Origin of the sequence: Mesorhizobium sp. B2-6-4, from assembly GCF_006441495.1 — a bacterium.
In the GTDB taxonomy this organism is placed as follows: Bacteria; Pseudomonadota; Alphaproteobacteria; order Rhizobiales; family Rhizobiaceae; genus Mesorhizobium.
The window spans coordinates 188,333-208,195 of record NZ_VFUE01000013.1 but is presented as its reverse complement, the minus strand read 5'-3'; the positions used below and the strand labels follow the sequence as shown (position 1 = coordinate 208,195).

At 62.6% G+C, this 19,863-nt stretch carries 17 protein-coding genes and 1 pseudogene; 12 read left to right on the top strand and 6 right to left on the bottom strand.

The genetic code is table 11. The features are described from left to right. Positions 1–88 precede the first annotated feature (88 nt). The 4 genes and pseudogenes from FJ426_RS19865 to FJ426_RS19850 form a co-directional block, all read left to right on the top strand. Positions 89–1,747 (top strand): ABC transporter substrate-binding protein, encoded by a 1,659-nt coding sequence (locus FJ426_RS19865; protein ID WP_140495085.1) that lies wholly within the window; start codon positions 89–91, stop codon positions 1,745–1,747. Between the two features lie 149 nt (positions 1,748–1,896). Then, positions 1,897–2,931, top strand: coding sequence for an ABC transporter permease (locus tag FJ426_RS19860; protein WP_140521245.1), 1,035 nt, complete (start codon positions 1,897–1,899; stop codon positions 2,929–2,931). A gap of 12 nt (positions 2,932–2,943) precedes the next feature. Further along, on the top strand, positions 2,944–4,101 hold the full coding sequence (locus FJ426_RS19855) for an ABC transporter permease (RefSeq protein WP_140495091.1): 1,158 nt from the start codon (positions 2,944–2,946) through the stop codon (positions 4,099–4,101). 53 nt (positions 4,102–4,154) lie between these two features. Continuing rightward, a pseudogene (locus FJ426_RS19850) lies at positions 4,155–6,356 on the top strand (ABC transporter ATP-binding protein); the annotation flags it as partial. A gap of 544 nt (positions 6,357–6,900) precedes the next feature. Here the strand turns inward: FJ426_RS19850 and FJ426_RS19845 are convergent. Continuing rightward, positions 6,901–7,491 (bottom strand): transglycosylase SLT domain-containing protein, encoded by a 591-nt coding sequence (locus tag FJ426_RS19845; protein WP_140559497.1) that lies wholly within the window; start codon positions 7,489–7,491, stop codon positions 6,901–6,903. Between the two features lie 16 nt (positions 7,492–7,507). Further along, positions 7,508–7,711: a hypothetical protein gene (locus tag FJ426_RS19840; protein ID WP_140516680.1), complete on the bottom strand. Its 204-nt coding sequence runs from the start codon at positions 7,709–7,711 to the stop codon at positions 7,508–7,510. Here FJ426_RS19840 and FJ426_RS19835 point away from each other — a divergent pair. Then, complete coding sequence (locus FJ426_RS19835; RefSeq protein ID WP_140516678.1) at positions 7,710–9,248, top strand: trimethylamine methyltransferase family protein; 1,539 nt, start codon at positions 7,710–7,712, stop codon at positions 9,246–9,248. The two genes, FJ426_RS19840 and FJ426_RS19835, sit on opposite strands and share 2 nt — an antisense overlap. A 66-nt stretch (positions 9,249–9,314) precedes the next feature. Further along, entirely contained in the window at positions 9,315–11,741 is a 2,427-nt protein-coding gene (locus FJ426_RS19830) for an FAD-dependent oxidoreductase (protein ID WP_140559498.1), read from the top strand. Between the two features lie 21 nt (positions 11,742–11,762). Here FJ426_RS19830 and FJ426_RS19825 read toward each other — a convergent pair whose 3' ends face one another. After that, positions 11,763–12,155 (bottom strand): DoxX family protein, encoded by a 393-nt coding sequence (locus FJ426_RS19825; protein ID WP_140495101.1) that lies wholly within the window; start codon positions 12,153–12,155, stop codon positions 11,763–11,765. A 199-nt stretch (positions 12,156–12,354) separates the two neighbouring features. On the opposite strand from FJ426_RS19825, the gene FJ426_RS19820 reads away from it, so the two are divergent. Beyond that, positions 12,355–12,843, top strand: a complete 489-nt coding sequence (locus FJ426_RS19820) for a hypothetical protein (RefSeq protein ID WP_140495103.1) — start codon at positions 12,355–12,357, stop codon at positions 12,841–12,843. 57 nt (positions 12,844–12,900) lie between these two features. Here the strand turns inward: FJ426_RS19820 and FJ426_RS19815 are convergent, their stop codons facing one another. Then, positions 12,901–13,677 (bottom strand): VOC family protein, encoded by a 777-nt coding sequence (locus FJ426_RS19815; RefSeq protein WP_140559499.1) that lies wholly within the window; start codon positions 13,675–13,677, stop codon positions 12,901–12,903. A 300-nt stretch (positions 13,678–13,977) separates the two neighbouring features. Here FJ426_RS19815 and FJ426_RS19810 point away from each other — a divergent pair, with 300 nt between their 5' ends. From FJ426_RS19810 to FJ426_RS19790, 5 genes are all read left to right on the top strand, one after another. Next, positions 13,978–15,342: an NAD(P)-dependent oxidoreductase gene (locus FJ426_RS19810; RefSeq protein ID WP_140559500.1), complete on the top strand. Its 1,365-nt coding sequence runs from the start codon at positions 13,978–13,980 to the stop codon at positions 15,340–15,342. Between the two features lie 2 nt (positions 15,343–15,344). Beyond that, positions 15,345–16,658, top strand: coding sequence for an NAD-dependent dihydropyrimidine dehydrogenase subunit PreA (gene preA / locus FJ426_RS19805; protein ID WP_140495109.1), 1,314 nt, complete (start codon positions 15,345–15,347; stop codon positions 16,656–16,658). Between the two features lie 109 nt (positions 16,659–16,767). Continuing rightward, the gene (locus tag FJ426_RS19800; RefSeq protein WP_140495111.1) at positions 16,768–17,286 is read left to right on the top strand and encodes an Rrf2 family transcriptional regulator; all 519 of its coding nucleotides are present in this window, start codon (positions 16,768–16,770) and stop codon (positions 17,284–17,286) included. Between the two features lie 11 nt (positions 17,287–17,297). Further along, positions 17,298–17,756 carry a carboxymuconolactone decarboxylase family protein gene (locus FJ426_RS19795; RefSeq protein ID WP_140495113.1) on the top strand — a complete coding sequence of 153 codons (459 nt, stop codon included), beginning with the start codon at positions 17,298–17,300 and terminating at the stop codon, positions 17,754–17,756. Between the two features lie 69 nt (positions 17,757–17,825). Beyond that, complete coding sequence (locus FJ426_RS19790; protein WP_140559665.1) at positions 17,826–18,203, top strand: DoxX family protein; 378 nt, start codon at positions 17,826–17,828, stop codon at positions 18,201–18,203. 9 nt (positions 18,204–18,212) lie between these two features. Here FJ426_RS19790 and FJ426_RS19785 read toward each other — a convergent pair whose 3' ends face one another. Together FJ426_RS19785 and FJ426_RS19780 are read right to left on the bottom strand one after the other, a co-directional pair. After that, positions 18,213–18,935: an SDR family oxidoreductase gene (locus FJ426_RS19785; RefSeq protein ID WP_140559502.1), complete on the bottom strand. Its 723-nt coding sequence runs from the start codon at positions 18,933–18,935 to the stop codon at positions 18,213–18,215. Beyond that, positions 18,932–19,774, bottom strand: coding sequence for an SDR family NAD(P)-dependent oxidoreductase (locus FJ426_RS19780; protein WP_140559503.1), 843 nt, complete (start codon positions 19,772–19,774; stop codon positions 18,932–18,934). The genes FJ426_RS19785 and FJ426_RS19780 overlap by 4 nt, the downstream gene beginning before the upstream one ends. Positions 19,775–19,863: the final 89 nt, after the last annotated feature.

Here is a 19,863-nt window from a genome sequence, read left to right as displayed (position 1 = left end):
GTCAATATGTTCCCAACCATGCCGTCTTTGACATCATGGCCTGGATGCGGAATGTTAATCGGCGGAAAGCCAACAATGGGAGTTAGTCATGACAATCTACAAGAGTAATGGCGATAGCGTTCCGGATCACATCCTGGCCATGGCCGAAGAGGCCAAGTCGGGTAAGGTCGATCGCCGCGAATTCCTCGCGCTCGCCAGCGTCTTCGGCGCTTCGACGGCCATGGCCTATGGCCTTCTGGGGCTCGCCGCCCCGACGCCGGCCAAGGCCGAGGACGTGCAGGGTAAGAAAGGCGGCGTGCTCAAGGTGGCAATGTCGGTCAAGGATCCCAAGGATCCGCGCACGGCCGACTGGTCGGAAATCTCCAATGCCGAGAGGCAGGCGCTCGAGCCGCTGGTGAAATACACCCACCAGTACACATTCGCGCCCTATCTCCTGGAAAGCTGGGACATCAATGACGACGCCACCGAGTACACGCTGCATGTGCGGCCGGGCGTCGAATGGAACAATGGTGACAAGTTCACCGCCGACGACGTGATCTACAATTTCACCCGCTGGGCCGACAAGGCCGCGGAAGGCAACTCCATGCCGGGCCGTCTCGGCAGCCTCGTCGATGACAAGACCAAGAAATTGCGCGAAGGGTCGGTCATCAAGGTCGACGACATGACCGTCAAGCTGAAGCTCACCAAACCCGATATCGCCATCATCCCCAACCTGACCGATTATCCGGCACTGGTGGTGCACAAGAGCTTCGACGAGAAGGGCGCCAACTTCAAGAACTGCCCGATCGGTACGGGTCCGTTCGAGCTCGTCTCCTACGACGTCGGCCAGAAGGTCGTCTACAAGCGCCGCGAGACCGGCAAGTGGTGGCAGGGCGAAGCCTTCCTCGATGGCGTCGAGTTCATCGATTACGGCACCGATCCGGCCGCAACGGTTTCGGCCTTCGAATCGGGCGAAGTTCAGACCAACCATGAGACGACCGCCGACTACGTCAAGATCATCGCAGACGTCGGCGCGCCGCCTTCCGAGGTCGTGACCGCCGCCACCGTGGTGTCGCGCTTCAACGTCAACGCCAAGCCTTATGGCGACCAGAAAGTGCGTCAGGCGATGTGTCTGGCCGTCGACAACTCGGTGGTGCTGCAGCTCGGCTACGGCAATGCCGGCACGCCGGCCGAGAACCACCATGTCGCGCCGATCCATCCCGAATATGTCGAGCTGCCCAAAATCAAGCGCGACATCGCCAAGGCCAAGCAGATGCTGACGGAAGCCGGCGTGATCGATTTCGAACACGAGCTGATCAGCAACGACGAGGACTACCACAAGAACACCACGGACGCGATCGCGGCCCAACTGCGCGAGGCTGGCATCAAGGTGAAGCGCACCGTGCTGCCAAGCTCGACCTTCTGGAACGACTGGACGAAATATCCGTTCTCGGAAACCAACTGGAACATGCGTCCACTTGGCATCCAGGTCATCGCCATCGCCTACCGCTCGGGTGAAGCCTGGAACGAGACGGCCTACGCCAATCCGGACTTCGACAAGAAGGTCAACGAGGCGCTCGGGATCGCCGACGCGGAGAAGCGCAAGGTGGTGATGAAGGACATCGAGCAGATGCTGCAGGATTCCGGCATCATCATCCAGCCTTACTGGCGCAAGCTCTACATCAACATCAAGCCCGAGGTGAAGAACCACTCGATGCACCCCACCTACGAGCACGACTTCGGCAAGGTCTGGCTCGATCAGGCGTGACCCACAGCCTGTCGGGAGCGGGGCGCCAGCGCCTTTCGCTCCCGCGGCATCGCCGCCGTTGCATTGGATGCAGCGGCGGCGTGACGTCACAAGGTTTTTGATACAGGGTTGAACCTATCTGACCCCAACCCGGCCGGCAGGGGGGTACAATGTTCTCATTCATCGCCAGACGCATCGGCACGATACTGCTCACGATGCTGTGCCTGACGCTGGTCGTCTTCTTCCTCGTCAATCTGGAACCCAACCTGAAGAAGCTGGCGATCAGCCAGACCGAGATGCACACCTCGGCCGAACAGCTGGAAAGCTGGCTGGTCAATCACGGCTACCGGCAGAACTTTTTCGTGCGCTACGGCCAGTGGCTCGGCGTCGTGCCCAAGCAGCCGGTAACCGATCCGGCGACCGGTAAGCCGGCGCAGCGCTTCTCTTTCTGCAATGATCCGGCCGAGCCGAAGTTCTCCGGCGTGCTCCAGGGTGATTTCGGCTGCTCGACCAAATTCAAGACCACGGTGGGGGCCAAGCTATTCCCTGCGCTCGGCGCCACGGGCATCCTGATGTTCTGTGTGCTGGCGGTGATGGTGCCGGTCTCGCTGCTGATCGGCATCCTGGCCGGCATGCGCGAGGGGTCGCGCACCGACCGGGTGCTGTCGGTCGCCTCGATCGCCTCGACGGCGACGCCCGAATATGTATCGGGCGTCATCTTTACCGTCATCTTCGCCTCCTGGCTTGGCTGGCTGAACGGATCCGCCGCATCGGCAAGCCAGGGCATCACCTTCTATAACTTCACGCTGCCGGTGATCACGCTGGCCATCTACGGCATCGGCTACATCGCGCGCATGACGCGTGCCTCGATGGTCGAGGTGATGACGCAGCAATATATCCGCACCGCCCGGCTGAAGGGTCTTTCCTTCAAAAGCGTGGTGGTCAAGCACGCGCTGCGCAACGCTCTGATCGCGCCCTTCACCGTGATCATGCTGCAGTTTCCGTGGCTGCTCACCGGCGTCGTCATCGTCGAGGTGATGTTCCGCTATCAGGGCTTCGGCTACACGCTGGTCGAGGCCGCAGGCAACAACGACATCGACCTTTTGCTCGGCTGCTCGCTGGTCTCGGTGTTCATCGTCCTGATCACGCAGCTCATTTCCGATGTCGGCTACGCGTTCCTCAATCCGCGCATTCGGGTCCAGTAGGGGAGACGGCGCATGCAAGCCCAATATATCGGCGCCTCCACCGTCGTCCTCGAAGTGCTCTGGCGCTTCTGGCCGGTCTGGCTCGCGCTTCTCATCGTCATGGGCGCAAGCTTCCTCTACAAGAAGAAGCTGGCTCTCTACGGCCAACTGTTCGACAGCGGCGTCGGCATAGCGGGGGTGGCCATCTGCCTGTTCTGGCTGTTCACGGCGATCTTCGCCTCGACCATCTCGCCTTTCGATCCGCTCGGCCAGATTCCCATCATGAAGGATACACTGCCCGGAGCCATCGAACCGCAATCGGGCCTCGCTTATCTATTCGGTGGCGACAAGCTCGCCCGCGATGTCTTTTCACGCATGGTCTATGGCAGCCAGATCGTCCTGATCATCGCGCCGGCGGCGACCGGCTTCGCGCTCATGGTCGGCATCACGCTCGGCCTGCCGGCCGGCTATTATGGCGGCAAGATCGATACCGTTTTGTCGTTCCTGGCCAATCTCGTGCTGGCCTTCCCGGTTATCCTGCTGTTCTACCTCCTGGTGACGCCGGGCATCATGGACACGCCGATCCCCTACGCGCTGGCCGGCGTTTTCTTCCTGTTCCCGATTATTTTCTTCTGCGTGCTGTTCTGGACGCGCTACAAGAACCGTTCCGACCGGATCTACATCCTGCTCGGACTGACGCTGGTGGTCGGCGGCTGGATCTATGCCGGCCTGGTGTTCGATGCCGACCCGCTGAAGATCGTGCATATCGATCCCAACCAGCTCAACATCTTCGTGGCGGTGGTGTTCGCCTCCAGCCCGGGCGTGTTCCGCATCGTGCGTGGCCTGACCATGGATATCAAGACGCGGGACTATGTGGCGGCGGCCCAGACGCGCGGTGAATCGCCATGGTACATCATGCTGTGGGAGATCCTGCCCAATGCGCGCGGACCGCTGATCGTCGATGCCTGCCTGCGCATCGGCTACACCACCATCCTGCTCGGCACGCTGGGCTATTTCGGCCTCGGGTTGGCGCCGGAAAGTCCCGACTGGGGCACGGCGATCAAGGATGCCAGCCGGCTGCTGCGTTCCTTTATCCACCCGGCACTGCCGCCGACGATCGCGCTGATGTCGTTCGTACTGGGGCTAAACCTGCTCGCCGATTCCCTGCGCGAGCAATCGATGAAGGATTGATGGCGGGGTCCTCGACCCTACTTGCCCGGAAAAACCAAGGATTGGAGCGACCCATGAACGAGGCAGTTCGAAATCCGGCCAGGCCGAACAATGGGCCGATCATCGAGATCGAGAACCTGTCGATCTCCTTCTTCACCCGCAAAGGCGAGATACCGGCCGTGATGGATTTTTCCTGCACGGTCATGCCCGGCGAGGCGATGGGCATTGTCGGCGAATCCGGCTGCGGCAAGTCGACCGTGTCGCTCGGCATCATGCGTGATCTCTCCAACATCGGAAAGATCGTCGGCGGCAAGATCAGGTTCCAGGGAAAGGACATGGGCGAGCTCTCCGAGGAGGAGCTGCGCAGCATCCGCGGCAACAAGATCGCCATGATTTACCAGGAACCGATGGCGAGCCTGAACCCGGCGATGAAGATCGGCCAGCAGCTAATGGAAGTGCCGCTGATCCACGACAAGGTGTCGAAGGAAGAGGCCTATAAACGTGCGCTCGAAATGGTGCGCTCGGTGAAGCTTCCCGATCCCGAACGCATGATGCGCTCCTATCCGCACCAGCTTTCGGGCGGCCAGCAGCAGCGCATCGTCATCGCCATGGCGCTGCTGTCGAAGCCGGCGCTGCTTCTCCTCGACGAGCCGACGACGGCGCTCGACGTAACGGTGGAGGCGGGAATCGTCGAACTGGTCAAGGGGCTGGGCGAGAAGTTCGGCACCTCGATGATCTTCGTGTCGCACAATCTTGGCCTGATCCTGGAGACCTGCGACCGCATCACGGTGATGTATTCGGGCGAGGCCGTCGAGACCGGCAAGATCAAGGACGTGTTCGACCGGATGCGCCATCCCTATACGCAGGGCCTTTTCCGCTCGATTCCACTGCCGGGCGCCGACAAGAACTCGCGGCCGCTGATCTCGATCCCCGGCCAGCTGCCCCTGCCGCATGAAAGGCCGAAGGGCTGTAATTTCGGTCCGCGCTGCCACCATTTCGTCGAGGGCGTCTGCAACGCCGCCGAAATCCCGATGATCGAAGTCGCGGGACATGAAGGTCATTTCTCGCGCTGCGTGCGCTTCAACGAAATCGATTGGGACGCCCTGCCGCCCGGCGCCAAAAAGGTCAATGAGAAGGTGGTGCCGGGCGCACCGGTACTCAAGATCGAGGACTTGAGAAAATACTACAAGGTTGGCGGCAGTGAGGTGTTCGGCTCAAGCGAGGGCCGCGTCGTCAAGGCCAACGAGACGATTTCGTTTACGGCGCGCGAATCCGAAACCGTCGCCATTGTCGGCGAATCCGGGTGCGGAAAATCGACGCTGGCCAAAGTACTGCTCGGGCTCGAGACGGCGAGCTCCGGCAAGGTCACGCTCGCCAACAAGGAAATCCAGTCGACCGGCATCGAGAGCCGCAGCGTCGACACGGTGTCGTCGATCCAGATGGTGTTCCAGAACCCGTTCGATACGCTCAACCCCAGCCATTCGGTCGGCTCGCAGATCATCCGCACACTGGAAAAATTCAACGTCGGCAAGACCGTCGCCGACCGGCGCAAGCGCATGCTGGAATTGCTTGACCTGGTGAAGCTGCCGCGCGCCTTCGAGAGCCGCAAGCCGCGCCAGCTTTCGGGTGGCCAGAAGCAGCGCATCGGCGTGGCGCGCGCCTTTGCCGGCGATGCCAAGGTGGTGGTGGCCGACGAGCCGGTCTCGGCGCTCGACGTGTCGGTGCAGGCGGCGGTGACTGAGCTGCTGATGGACATCCAGCGCAAGAATAAGACGACGATGCTGTTCATCAGCCACGATTTGTCGGTCGTGCGCTATATCGCCGACCGGGTCGTCGTCATGTATCTCGGCTATATCGTCGAGCAAGGCACGACCGACCAGATCTTCGCGCCGCCCTATCATCCGTACACCGAGGCACTGCTTTCGGCGATCCCGATCGCCGACACCAGCGTGATCAAGAAGCACATCGTGCTGGAGGGCGACATACCCTCGGCAATGAACCCGCCGACAGGCTGTCCATTCCAGACGCGCTGCGGCTACAAGAGACTGGTGCCGGATAATCTCTGCGAAACCAAGGTGCCGCCGGTAAAGAACCTGGGCGACGGGCACATGAGCCTGTGCTGGCTCTCGGACGACGTTCTGGCGACGATGGAGCCGGTGATCAAGTTCGACAAGCAGCATGCCGACCATGAGGGCGTGCCGGACGACGCGCCGCATGGGGCCGGCCCGGGCTTTGCCGGTCAGCCACCCAACCGACCACATGGCAAGACCGCCAGTGCGGAAGCCAGCGCGGTGGGAGAGGACGCCGAGGAGACAGAAGCCGTGTGGCGAGCCCGCCGCCACGAGGTGCGCGACGAGGTCTCCGAAACAGGTGCAGCGGCGACCGATGCCAACGCGACCTCCGCGCCTTTCACGCCGAGAACGCTTGGCGAGGGCCGCCAGGCAGAGAATGCGCGTGTCGCACCAATTAGCGGCCGTGCGGCCAGACCAGGTGCGGCGCGTGATGGCGCGGCCGACAGGAACCGACCCGCCGGCATCTCCAAGCCTGCCAAGCCGGACGACTTGAAATTGATATCCGGCGTGGGCCCGAAGACGGAAGCCATCCTCAATGGCCTCGGTATCTTCACCTATGCTCAAATTGCCACGTGGAAGAAGGCCGAACGGGAGTGGGTCGACGACCATTTGAGATTCCAGGGCCGCATCGAGCGCGAGGACTGGGTCAAGCAGGCGAAGGCGCTCGCCAAGGGCGGCGAGGCGGAATACATCAAGGTGTTCGGCAGGAAGCCGCGCTGACAGATGCTGTCGTTGTAGCGGGAGCCCTTTAGCTGCCGCACTGCCTTAGCTGTTCGGCATAGTCGCGGGCCATCTTGTCGGTGGCCCGGGCATAGCTCTGGACGGCGGAATCGCCACGATTGCCGCGGCCATAGGCGGTCCAGCCGAGATAGTAGGCAAGGTAGAGATTGTAGGTGTCGTTGCGGGCGACGCCGTAGGTATCCGCTGTCTTGGAATGGTACCAGCCGACGAAATCGACGGCGTCGGAGAATTTGGTCCGGCGGGCCGCCCAGTTGCCCGTTTCTCTCTGATATTGCGACCAGGTCCCGTCCAGCGCCTGCGAGAAGCCGGTGGCCGACGAGACGTGCTTCCAGGGGATGAAACCGAGCAGTTTGGTGCGCGGCGGCCGGGCGTTGCTCTTGAAACCGGATTCCTTACGCACGGTCGCCATCAGCACGGGGACGGGCACGCCGTATTTCTGCTCGGCGCGTTCGGCGGCCGACTGCCAATTGTCGAACCAGCCGTCATTCTGGTCGAAGACGGCGCAGACATTGTTGATGTGGCTGGGGGCCGTCGCACAGGCCGAAAGTGCCAGCAGCATACCAACCGCTACAATTTTACTAAAACTCGACCTACGCATCGGCAGAGCAATAGGCTCAAATCATAAAGGGAATCTTGCTGCCCTCGTTAACGGGCCGCCGATGCGGGCGCTTCAGAAAAATGCCATATTGATCACCCGACATATCTTGTCGCTTTTCATAAATCGATGTTTCGAAAATGCCGCCTCGGTTAAAATCGCGCCCGCAAACGGCGTATTTCTGACAGCTGGCGCGGTTTGCCGAGGCTTTGATGCCTGGCATGAACGAACCAAGACGCAAGCGCGGCGCCGAGCGCACCAGCAACCGGGGACCAGGGCCTATCCCGCAGCTGCCGGCGAGGCGGGTGACCAATCCTTATCCGCCGATGGCCTTGCTGTCGCCCGACCAGATCGAGGCGATCCACCAGGCGTCGATGCACATATTGGAGAATTTCGGCATCGAGGTGATGAGCCCGCGGGCGCTCTCGCTGTTCGAGCAGGCCGGTGCCAGCGTGGACCACGCGTCGGCGAACGTGCGCATTGACCGCGGCATGGTCGACGAGGCGCTGAAGACGACGCGGTCCAATTATTCCCTTACACCGCGCAATCCGGCCAACGCCGTTCATCTCGGCGGCAACACAATCAATTTCACGCTCGTTGCGGGGCCGCCCAATGTGCACGACATGGCGCGGGGCCGCCGCCCCGGCAATTTGCGCGACTATGCGGATCTGACCCGGCTGGCGCAGCATTTCAACTGCGTGCACATGCTCGGCAACCAGGTCTGCGCGCCGGTCGAATTGCCGGCCAATTCGCGCCATCTCGACACCTATTTCACCAATCTGACGCTGACCGACAAAAGCTTCCATGTCTCGGCGATCGGCCGGGGCAGGGCGCTGGACGGGATCGAGATGATGGCGATCGCGCGCGGGCTGACGCTGGACCAGTTGCGCGACGATCCAGGCATCGCCACCATCATCTCGGTCAACTCGCCGCGCCGTTTCGACGAGATGATGGCCGAGGGGCTGATGACGATGGCCGAATTCGGCCAGTCTGTGGCAGTGACGCCGTTCACGCTGATGGGCGCGATGAGCCCGGTGACGCTGGCGGGTGCGCTCGCGCAGCAGAATGCGGAAGCACTGTTCGGCGTAGTCCTGACGCAACTTGTGCGTCCGGGCGCGCCGGTCATGTATGGCGCCTTTACCTCCAATGTCGACATGAAGTCGGGCGCGCCGGCCTTCGGCACGCCTGAAAACACCAAGGCCAACATCGCGTCGGGGCAATTGGCACGGCGTTACGGGCTGCCCTACCGAACAACGCCGGGCTCGGCCTCCAACGCCGCCGATGCGCAAGGCGCTTACGAGACGTTGATGGCGCTGTGGGGCGCTGTGCTCGGCCACGGCAACCTCGTCTATCACGCCGCCGGCTGGCAGGAGGGCGGGCTGACGGCGTCGTTCGAGAAATTCATCATCGACGTCGAAATGATCCAGCACATGATGGAGTTTTTGCGCCCGATCGTGGTCGACGAGGCCGAGCTTGCCGTCGAGGCGCTGGGCACGGTGCCGACCGGCGGCCATTTCTTCGGCGAGCCGCACACGCTGGAACGTTATGCGACGGCCTTCTATCAGCCGATGCTTTCGAACTGGCAGAATTTTGAAGCCTGGCAGGAAGCCGGGGGCCTCGACGCAACCGCGCGCGCCACGCGGTTGTGGAAGAAGGCGCTCGAAGACTATGTCGAGCCGCCGATGGACGTCACCGTGCGCGAAGCGCTGGAGGCCTACGTGACCAAGCGCAAGGAAGCGATTGGGGCGGGCGAGCCGTGATGCGCCACGAACGTCCCGTTTTGAATCATCTAGCCCATCCAACTCACTGATATCAGAGAAGAACCCATGAAATCGCATGCAAAGGTCGTGGTCATTGGCGGCGGGGTTGTCGGGTGTTCCGTGCTGTTCCATCTCGCCCGCCATGGCTGGACCGACGTCGTGCTTCTGGAGCGAGACGAGCTGACTTCAGGCTCGACGTGGCACGCGGCCGGCGGCATGCACACGATCAATGGCGATCCCAACGTCGCCAAGCTGCAGAAATACACGATCAACCTCTACAAGGAGATCGAGGAGCTTTCCGGCCAGGCGACCGGCGTGCATCTGACCGGCGGCGTGCTGCTGGCGGCGACCGAGGCACGGCTCGACTGGCTGCGTGGCGTCGTCGCCAAGGGTCGCTATCTCGGCATCGATCTCGAAGAAATCTCGCCGAAACAAGCGGCCGAACTGATGCCTCTGCTCGACCCCAAGCAGTTCGTCGGCGCTGTCCGCAACAAGGAGGACGGCCATCTCGATCCCTCCGGCGTCACCCATGCCTATGCCAAGGCTGCGCGTAAGCTGGGCGCCGAGGTCGAGCGCTTCACCAAGGTCGAGGACATCGTGCGGCGTCCCGACGGGCTGTGGCGCGTCATCACCAACAAGGGCGAGGTCGTGGCCGAGCATGTCGTCAACGCCGGTGGCCTTTGGGCGCGCGAGGTCGGCCGCATGGTCGGGCTCGAACTGCCGGTGCTGGCCATGGAGCACATGTATCTGATCACCGAGGACATGCCGGAGGTCGCCGCCTGGAACGCCAAGACCGGCACCGAGATCATCCACGCCGTCGATTTCGACGGCGAGCTCTATTTGCGCCAGGAGCGCGGCGGTATGCTGATGGGCACCTATGAGAAGGCCAACAAGGCATGGTCCGAGCACCAGACGCCGTGGAATTTCGGCCATGAATTGCTGGAGCCGGACATCGACCGCATCGCGCCGTCGCTGGAAGTCGGCTTCCGGCATTTCCCGGCCTTTCAGAACACCGGCATCAAGCAGATCATCAACGGACCCTTCACCTTCGCGCCTGACGGCAACCCGCTGGTCGGGCCGGTGCGCGGTTTGCCGGGCTTCTGGGTGGCCTGCGGCGTCATGGCCGGTTTCAGCCAGGGCGGCGGCGTTGGGCTCGCGCTGTCCAACTGGATGATCGAGGGCGATCCCGGCGCCGACATCTGGGCCATGGACGTGTCGCGCTATGGCGACTGGGCGACGATGGCCTACACCAACGCTAAGGTGCGCGAGAACTATTCCAGGCGCTTTTCGATACGCTTCCCCAATGAGGAATTGCCCGCCGGACGGCCGCTGAAGACCACGCCGGTCTATGACCTGCTGTCGGCCAAGGGCGCGCAATGGGGCGTGTCCTATGGGCTGGAAGTGCCGCTCTGGTACGCGCCCGAAGGCGTCAAGGACGAGTTCTCGTGGCGTCGCTCGAGCGATTTCGCGCATGTCGGCAGGGAGGTTGCAAACGTTCGCGGGGGCGTCGGCATCGCCGAGATTTCGAATTTCGCCAAATACGGCGTGACAGGCGAGGGGGCTGCTGCATGGCTCGACCGGCTGCTCGCCTGCAAGCTGCCGAGGCCAGGCCGCATGACGCTGGCGCCTATGCTGAAGGAGGACGGCAAGCTCATCGGCGATTTCACGCTGGCCAATCTCGGCGGCGAGGAGTGGTTCATCGCCGGTTCCGGCATTGCCGAGCAGTACCATATGCGCTGGTTCGAAAAGCATCTGCCCGCGGATGGTTCTGTCCGCATCGAGGCTTCGGGCGCGAAACTCACCGGCCTTGCCGTCGCCGGGCCGAAGGCGCGGGACGTGCTGGCCAAGGTCACGCGGACGGACGTCTTGAACGCCGTCTTTCCCTTCATGGCCATCGGCAAGATGGATATCGGCATGGCGCCGTGCCTGGTAGGCCGCGTCAGCTACACCGGTGATCTCGGCTATGAAATCTGGGTGGCGCCGGAATATCAGCGCGCGGCGTTCCAGGCGCTGATGGCGGCGGGCGAGGAGTTCGGCATTGGCCTGTTCGGCTCCCGTGCGCTGAACGCACTGCGGCTGGAAAAGAACTATGGCTCGTGGGCGCGCGAATACCGGCCGATCTACGGACCGCTGGAGGCAGGGCTCGATCGCTTTGTCGCCTATGGCAAGGAAGCCGATTTCATAGGCAAGACCGCGGCGTTGGCAGAGCGCAAGCAGGGCGGCAGGCTCAGGCTGCGCGCCTTCATCGTCGAGGCTGCCGACGCCGATGTCATCGGCGACGAGCCGATCTGGTTCGGCGGCACGGTGCGTGGCTGGGTGACGTCAGGCGGCTATGCGCATCATTCAAGGAAATCGGTGGCCATGGGCTACGTGCCGAAGGAGATCGCCGAGGAGAGCGAAGGCTTCGAGATCGAAATCCTCGGCAAGCGCCATGCCGCACGCATGCAGCCGGTGCCGCTGTTCGACGCCAATTTGGAGCGGATGCGGGCGTGAACAATCCGCATCCGGCTCGCATCAGGCAGCGCGGCGATTGTCGAGCGCAAAGGCGCCAGGGCCGGCGAAGAACAGATAGAGGAAGATGAAGCAGAACGAGATCGCCAAATCGCCGCCATTGTTGACCGGGAAGAAGCCGCGCGGCATGTGCGCCATGAAATAGGCGATCGCCATCTCGCCCGCCAGAAGGAAGGCGACTGGGCGGGTAAACAGCCCCAGCGCGAGCAGGATGCCGCCGGCGAACTCGAGAATGCCGGCTGTCAGCGTCAACCCGCTGAGGGCGTGGGGTTCGGCGCTTGCCGGGAAATTGAACAGCTTCTGGCTGCCATGCTCGATGAACTGCAGCGCGGTTATGATGCGCAGAACGCCGAGCGCCTGTGGCTGGTATCGGGCCAAGCCTTCAAAAAGCGCCATCTGAAACTCCGTTTTCACCCCCAGGTCCGGCCTAGATTATCGCCCCGAGATGGACCATTCACTTCCCGCTACCGGACATCAACAATCGGTGATGCGAGATGTTCCGCAATGCGTCGATATTTTCTCCCTAAGGTTGCATAATTATCCCTCTGGTTGTATCGATCTGTAGATAGTTGAAATCGTTTGGGGGTCTCTCGCCATGAAAAAAGTCGTCATCAGCTTTTTCGCAATCCTTGCCGGTACAAGCTTCGCGATGGCCGAGGATGCCGGCTGCGAGGCTTTCAAATGGCCGGTAACGCGCGAGCAGGCGCTGTTCGCCGCGCCTCCTTCTGCTGCGTCGGGGACGACGCTGGCGGTCGGCGCTGCCGCCGATCTGGTTCTGGTGCCGGCCGAGACAGCGGAATTCGCCCTCCCGCCGGAACGTGCCCCGGCGCCTGGCACGTTCGGCGCTGTCGCCAGCATGGTTGTGCCGCCGGAAGGAGGCATCCAGATAAGCTTGTCGGGCGAAGCCTGGATCGATGTCATTCAGGACGGCCATACCGTGAAATTGGCCGGCTACAGCGGGGTCAAGACCTGTCCGGACATTCGCAAGAGCGTTCGGTTCAAGCTTGCGCCCGGCCCGGCCACCGTCCAGTTCAGCGGTGCAAAAAAGGCAGGCCTGAAAGTCGCGGTGCTGACGCCGGAATAGCTCGGCGCCAAGCAATCTTACGATCAAAGGCCGTCCTCCTGTGCGACGTTGAGCCCCTTACCGTCCGGGCGCCATCAAGGCGAAATGGGCGCCTTGCGGATCCTGGCACTGCACGATCCAGCTGCCGCCGGGGACCTCCATCGGGCCCATCAGGATCTTGCCGCCATTGTCGGTCACCTGTTTTGCCGCCGCGTCGATGGCGGTTACGTTGAAATAAAACTGCCAGACCGGCACCGAGATCTGTTCGGGTTTGTTCATGATGCCACCACCGGATTCGGGGCCGGCCGCGAAGGTTTGATAGGTTCCCATCGGCCCCATGTCGAAATCGCCGGCATTGGTCCATCCGAACTGGCTGGAATAGAAGTCGAACGCGGCCTTCCAGTCGGTTGTGTAAAGCTCGTGCCAGCCGATATGGCCCGGCGTGCTGGCCGGCATGACCGGCTGGTCGGGCCCGTTCGGCTGCAGGAACATGAAGGTCGCGCCTTGCGGATCGGCGACGACGGCGAAGCGGCCGACGCCCGGAATGTCGTCGGGCTGGCGATGAACGGCGCCGCCGGCCTTCTGCAGCGACGCCGTGGCAGCATCGACATCCCTGGTGTGGATATAGCCAAGCCAGGCGGGAGGCATGCCCATCTTGGCGGCATCCTCAGGCATCGTCATCAGCCCGCCGACGCCACGCTCGCCGACATTCATGACGATGTAGCGCGGCATGCCGGGAGCCTTGTCGAAGGCTTGCGCGGTCCAGCCGACCACCTTGGTATAGAACGCCTCGGCGGCGTCGAGGTCTGATGTCATCAATTCGTACCAGAAGAAGGGCATTGGGGATTTCGGCATCGTCGGTCTCCTCACCTTTTGCGTCGATCGTCCTTCGATCCATCATAGGACGATCTTCGAGACGGAAATCCGACAGCGGAGGAATAATTGCGGCTCGCCAGGCATGCCATGATTGCGGCTCGCCGCTTAGCGGACCGTCCTTCCTCGAAAGTTCGACATTCGCGCATTACGATGTTAAACGTGAATTAAATTATCATATTTTATTCGAGCCTTTTCAGAGGCTTATGTAGAAAATTGACCAATTGATAAAAAAATAAAACGTGCTAGCCTTCCCTAAAACGAAAACAAGGGGAACTGACGATGGCAGAAGCACAGTTCAGGGAAGGCATTGCAGGCGGCCGGCTGCCTGCCGATCAGTATGCGGACAATTTTTCCGACCTGCATCCGCCGCTCGACCACCACGAGGCGCTGGTCGAAGCCGACCGCTGCTATTTCTGCTACGACGCGCCGTGCATGAACGCATGCCCGACCTCGATCGACATTCCACTGTTCATCCGCCAGATCTCCACGGGCAATCCGATCGGCTCGGCCAAGACCATTTTCGACCAGAACATTCTGGGCGGCATGTGCGCTCGCGTCTGCCCGACCGAAACGCTGTGCGAGGAGGTCTGCGTGCGCGAAGTGGCGGAAGGCAAGCCGGTGCAGATCGGTCGGCTGCAGCGCTATGCCACCGATATCGCGATGAGCGAGAACAGGCAATTTTATCCACGTGCCGCGCCGACAGGCAAGACGGTCGCCGTGGTGGGCGCCGGGCCGGCCGGCCTTGCCGCCGCCCATCGGCTCGCCCGCCATGGCCACGACGTCACAATCCTGGAAGCGCGCGCGAAGGCGGGCGGGCTCAACGAATACGGCATCGCCGCTTATAAGAGCGTCGACAATTTCGCCCAAGCCGAGGTCGAGTACGTCACCTCGATTGGCGGGATTGATATCCAGAACGGTAAGGCGCTCGGCCGCGACTATCAGCTCTCCGACCTGATCCGCAATTATGACGCGGTGTTTCTGGGCATGGGGCTCGGCGGCGTCAATGCGCTGCGCGCCGATGGCGAGGCCGCCGTGGGCGTCACCAACGCCGTCGAGTTCATCTCCGAGCTGCGCCAAGCCAGCGATCTCTCCGGCCTGCCGGTCGGCCGCCGCGTCGTCGTCATCGGCGGCGGCATGACGGCGATCGATGCCGCGGTGCAGTCGAAGCTGCTTGGCGCCGAGGAGGTGACGATCTGCTACCGGCGCGGCCAGGAACATATGAATGCTTCCGAATTCGAGCAGGACCTGGCGGCCGCCAACGGCGTCGTCATCCGACACTGGCTACAGCCGAAGCGGGTGATTGCCGAAGGCGGCAAGGTCAATGCCATCGAGCTTGAATACACCGCCATGAACGGCGACAGTCTTGCCGGCACCGGCGAGACGCTGACCCTCGTTGCCGACCAGGTGTTCAAGGCGATCGGACAGAGTTTCGTCCCCGCTGCGCTCAACGGCAGCGGTGCTGCGATCGAGCTCGAGGCCGGGCGCATCAAGGTCGATGCGGAAGGGCGCACCTCGCTGGCCAAGGTCTGGGCCGGCGGCGACTGCATATTCGGTGGCGACGACCTGACCGTTTCGGCCGTGGCGCAAGGGCGTGATGCGGCGGAATCCATTCACCGGGCACTGACCTCGAACGGGAGGGCATGAGCATGGCAGATATCAGGAATAATTTCGTCGGCATCAAATCGCCCAATCCGTTCTGGCTGGCCTCGGCGCCGCCGACCGACAAGGCCTACAATGTCGTGCGCGCCTTCAAGGCCGGTTGGGGCGGTGTCGTCTGGAAGACGCTGGGCGAAGAGGGCCCGCCGGTGGTCAACGTCAATGGCCCACGCTACGGCGCGATCTGGGGCGCCGACCGCCGTCTGCTCGGCCTCAACAACATCGAGCTGATCACCGACCGCGACTTGCAGACCAATCTGCGTGAGATGAAGCAGGTCAAGATGGAGTGGCCCGACCGGGCGCTGATCGCCTCGATCATGGTGCCTTGCGTCGAGGAAAGCTGGAAGGCGATCCTGCCGCTTGTCGAGGAAACCGGCGCCGACGGCATCGAGCTCAATTTCGGCTGCCCGCACGGCATGTCGGAGCGCGGCATGGGCGCCGCCGTCGGCCAGGTGCCGGAATATATCGAAATGGTTGTGCGCTGGTGCAAGCAGTACACGCGCATGCCCGTCATCACCAAGCTGACGCCCAACGTCACCGATATCCGCAAGCCGGCGCGAGCAGCACATGCCGGCGGCACCGACGCGGTGTCGCTGATCAACACCATCAACTCGATCACCGGCGTCGATCTCGACAGCTTCGCGCCGATGCCGACCATCGACGGCAAGGGCTCGCATGGCGGTTATTGCGGCCCTGCGGTGAAGCCGATCGCCATGAACATGGTGGCCGAGATCGCGCGCGACCCCGAAACGCAGGGGCTGCCGATCTCCGGCATTGGCGGTATCACCACCTGGCGCGACGCTGCCGAGTTCATGGCGCTCGGCGCCGGAAACGTGCAGGTGTGCACGGCCGCGATGACCTACGGTTTCAAGATCGTGCAGGAGATGATCGCCGGTCTCGAAAACTGGATGGACGAGAAGGGCCATCGCTCGCTCGACGACATCATCGGCCGTGCCACGCCCAATGTCACGGACTGGCAGTATCTCAACCTCAACTATGTCGCCAAGGCGCATATCGACCAGGATGCCTGCATCAAATGCGGCCGCTGCCACATCGCCTGCGAGGACACCTCGCATCAGGCGATCACCAGCATGGTCGACGGCGTCAGGCATTTCGAGGTGATCGAGGCCGAATGCGTCGGCTGCAATCTTTGCGTCAATGTCTGCCCGGTTGACAACTGCATCACCATGGAGCCGCTGGCCGCCGGGGTGATGGACCAGCGCACCGGCATGCCTGTGTCGCCGGTCTACGCCAACTGGACCACGCACCCGAACAACCCAATGGCCAAGGTGGCGGCGGAGTAGGGCGGAACAATCAAGGAAAAAGCGGCGTCCTCGGGCGCCGTTTTCATTTTGCTATTGCAGATACAAAATATCCAGGATATAAGTTATCCATGTATTGGAGATTGGTATCATGAAACTCGGCGATGGCGTCGAAGCGGCCATCCACTGCGCGGCGACGCTGGCTGGCGTCGATGGCGACAGCACCATGCCAGGTGCGGCCCTGGCGGAGGCGTTTGGCCTGTCGCCGAGCTATCTCCTGAAACATCTCAACATGCTCACCGCTGCGCGCATCCTGGAATCCGTTCCTGGGCCGGCGGGCGGCTACCGGTTGGCGAAACCGGCCGAACGCATCACGCTGCTGGACATCGTGCTGGCGGTCGAAGGGCGCGAGCCGGCTTTCCGATGCGGCGAAATCCGCCAGCGCGGCCCGACGAAACTCGATGCATCGGCCTATGTCAGGCCGTGCGGCATCAATGCTGCGATGCTGAAGGCGGAGCGCGCCTATCGCGCGGCGCTGGCCGAGGTCAGGCTGTCCGACATCGTGTCGGACTTCATGAAAGGCGCCGATCCGCGGTCGGTCGCGGCAAGCTGCGCTTTCACCGAGCGCCACCAGCGGCAGCAGAAATCCAGTTCAACCAAGCAAGCATGAAAGGAAAGATGATGAGACAGAGGCTCCAGTTCTTCGCCAAGGCGCCCGAGATCATGAAAGCGGTGTCGGCGCTCAATAAGGCGGTCGACGAATGCGGGCTCGAGGAAAGCCTGCTGCACCTGATCAAGCTCAGGGCCTCACAGATCAATGGCTGCTCCTTCTGTGTCGAGATGCACAGCCGTGAGGCGAGGCGCGACGGCGAGACCGAACAGCGGCTTTATCTGGTTTCGGCCTGGAAGGAATCGCCGCTGTTTTCGGAGCGCGAGCGCGCCGCTTTGGCCTGGACCGAGGCCGTGACGCTGATCGCCAACAATGGTGTTTCGGACGAACTCTATGCCCGCACGCTGGAACATTTCTCGGAAGAGGAGTTGGTCAAGCTCTCCGTGGCGCTGGGCATGATCAATACCTGGAACCGGCTTTGCATTCCGTTCCACGCCATTCATCCGATGCCTGCCGCCAAGGCCGCCTGATTGTTCGATCACGATCGGAGCGCCGCCAAGGGAGGCGGCGCTCCCATTATTTCAAAGGGAGAGCGTTTGATGCTTGCCGATTTGCCCGCCGCCTTGTTGGTTCTCGGCCGGCTGTTGCTTGGCGGCGGGTTTGTCTTCGCCGGCCTGCGCAACATTCAGAACGCGGGCTTCTTGACGGGGCTGATGGCCGCGCGAGGCGTGCCGCAGGCGCGGCTGGCGCTGTCGGTCGGCATCGTATTGCAGATCGTCGCCGGCGTGCTGGTGATGGCGGGCTTCTGGACCGCGATTGCCTGTATGGCGCTGGTGATGTTCCTGATCGTCGCCACGCCGATGGTCCACAATTTCTGGGACCATCAGGGACAGGAGCGTGCGTCGCGTATCAATGGTTTTGTTGGCAATGTCGCGCTGAGCGGCGGTTTCCTGACGCTGATCGCCCAATCGCTTTGACGGTTGCAGCTAGGCCGCGAACCGCAAACCACCATCGCAGGTCAGCACCTGGCCGGTCATGAAGCCGTTGGAGACGAGGAAGGCTATGGCCGAGGCGACGTCCTCGGCGCGGCCGATGCGGCCGACCGGCGTCTTGCCGGCATATTCCGCGAAGACCGCTTGTCGCTGCTCGTCCGGCAGAAAGTCCCACCAGGGTGTGTCGATGACGCCGGGCGCCACGACGTTGACGCGCAGCGGCTTCAGTTCGACGGCCAGGACCGGCGCCACCGTCAGGAGCATGCCATTGACGGCGCCGATGCCGGCGACGCCCGGCGTGGCGAGCTGGGCGGATACCGCCGAGATGAAGGTGACCGATCCTGATTTGTCCAGCGTCGGCAAGGCCGCCTGCAGGCAGGACAATTGCGGTCGCACCTTTTCGTCGACGCCGCCAGCGATATCGGCAAGGTCAAGCGTCTGGAATGGGCCAAGACCCTTGCCGCCGCTCGCGGCCAGAACGAGATGGTCGAACGGGCCGAGACGCTCGAAGAAGTGGCGCACTTCATTCGGCTTTGACGCATCGAATGCCGCCTTGTCAGCGGCGCCACCGAGACTTTTCCATGCGCTGACGAGCTTGTCCTGATTGCGCCCGGTGATGGTCACCTTCATGCCGGGGCCGAGCAGTTTGCGCGCCGTCGCCAGGCCGATGCCAGACGAGCCGCCGATGACGACTGTGTGTTCGATCTTGCTGGTCATGAACGCTCTTCCCTCTTCACTGTAGCCTGCCCGACAAGGTCGAGGCTCAAGTCGCGCAATTGTTGTCTTGCTCTGGCGTCGTAAGCCTGGGCGTCGGCGCGGGATTCGCGCAGGCCGTCGAAATAGAGGCCGCTGCGCGCTTCGAGCGCGGGGGAGGTGGCGAGATTGACAATGGCCTCGGCGCCGGTCTCCACCGAGCTCCATGGCGTGACGCCTGCCTGCCGGACCATCGTGGTGTTCATGTAGCTCGCCGGGTGCAGGGCGTTGACGGTAACCCCGCTGCCCTTGAGCTGCTCGGCGAGATCGATGGTGAACAGGATCTGCGCCAGCTTGCTCTGGCAGTAGGCGCGCACGCCGCTGTAGCCATGGGTAAGCATGACGTCGCTAAAGTCGATGGCCTGCTGGCCCGCCGAGGCGACGTTGACGATACGCGCCGGCGCGCTGGCCTTCAGCAGGGGCAGCAATCCCTCCGTAAGCAGGAAGCCGGCGAGATAGTTGACGGCGAAGCGCAGTTCATAGCCGTCGGCGCTGACCTGCCTTTTGGCGTTTTGGCCAGCCGTGCCGACACCGGCATTGTTGATGAGGATGTCGAGCCGAGCGGTTTTTTCACGCACGGCCTCGGCGAGCCGGCGCACCTCGGCCAGCGAGGCGAGGTCGGCTGCGAAGAACTCGGCCTTGCCGCCGGCCGCCTCGATGTCCGCGACCGTGGCCTTGCCGCGCGCCGCGTCGCGTCCGTGCACCAGCACCCGGGCGCCACCTGCGCCCAGCCGTTGCGCGACGACCCGGCCGACACCGTCGGTCGAGCCGGTGATCAGGATTGTCTTGTCTTTCAGGTCCATGTTTGAGCCTCCATTCGTTGCTCTCGACAGAAGATGGGGCAGCGGGTGCGCGCCAAACAGTTCAAACTTTATCCTGGTATCGGTACTGC

Excerpts from the sequence above, each read along its gene's own strand:
- FJ426_RS19865 (WP_140495085.1), top strand. The coding sequence starts at position 89 with ATGACAATCTACAAGAGTAATGGCGATAGCGTTCCGGATCACATCCTG.
- FJ426_RS19860 (WP_140521245.1), top strand. The coding sequence starts at position 1,897 with ATGTTCTCATTCATCGCCAGACGCATCGGCACGATACTGCTCACGATG.
- FJ426_RS19855 (WP_140495091.1), top strand. The coding sequence starts at position 2,944 with ATGCAAGCCCAATATATCGGCGCCTCCACCGTCGTCCTCGAAGTGCTC.
- FJ426_RS19845 (WP_140559497.1), bottom strand. The coding sequence starts at position 7,491 with ATGCGTAGGTCGAGTTTTAGTAAAATTGTAGCGGTTGGTATGCTGCTG.
- FJ426_RS19835 (WP_140516678.1), top strand. The coding sequence starts at position 7,710 with ATGAACGAACCAAGACGCAAGCGCGGCGCCGAGCGCACCAGCAACCGG.
- FJ426_RS19840 (WP_140516680.1), bottom strand. The coding sequence starts at position 7,711 with ATGCCAGGCATCAAAGCCTCGGCAAACCGCGCCAGCTGTCAGAAATAC.
- FJ426_RS19830 (WP_140559498.1), top strand. The coding sequence starts at position 9,315 with ATGAAATCGCATGCAAAGGTCGTGGTCATTGGCGGCGGGGTTGTCGGG.
- FJ426_RS19825 (WP_140495101.1), bottom strand. The coding sequence starts at position 12,155 with ATGGCGCTTTTTGAAGGCTTGGCCCGATACCAGCCACAGGCGCTCGGC.
- FJ426_RS19820 (WP_140495103.1), top strand. The coding sequence starts at position 12,355 with ATGAAAAAAGTCGTCATCAGCTTTTTCGCAATCCTTGCCGGTACAAGC.
- FJ426_RS19815 (WP_140559499.1), bottom strand. The coding sequence starts at position 13,677 with ATGCCGAAATCCCCAATGCCCTTCTTCTGGTACGAATTGATGACATCA.
- FJ426_RS19810 (WP_140559500.1), top strand. The coding sequence starts at position 13,978 with ATGGCAGAAGCACAGTTCAGGGAAGGCATTGCAGGCGGCCGGCTGCCT.
- preA (WP_140495109.1), top strand. The coding sequence starts at position 15,345 with ATGGCAGATATCAGGAATAATTTCGTCGGCATCAAATCGCCCAATCCG.
- FJ426_RS19800 (WP_140495111.1), top strand. The coding sequence starts at position 16,768 with ATGAAACTCGGCGATGGCGTCGAAGCGGCCATCCACTGCGCGGCGACG.
- FJ426_RS19795 (WP_140495113.1), top strand. The coding sequence starts at position 17,298 with ATGAGACAGAGGCTCCAGTTCTTCGCCAAGGCGCCCGAGATCATGAAA.
- FJ426_RS19790 (WP_140559665.1), top strand. The coding sequence starts at position 17,826 with ATGCTTGCCGATTTGCCCGCCGCCTTGTTGGTTCTCGGCCGGCTGTTG.
- FJ426_RS19785 (WP_140559502.1), bottom strand. The coding sequence starts at position 18,935 with ATGACCAGCAAGATCGAACACACAGTCGTCATCGGCGGCTCGTCTGGC.
- FJ426_RS19780 (WP_140559503.1), bottom strand. The coding sequence starts at position 19,774 with ATGGACCTGAAAGACAAGACAATCCTGATCACCGGCTCGACCGACGGT.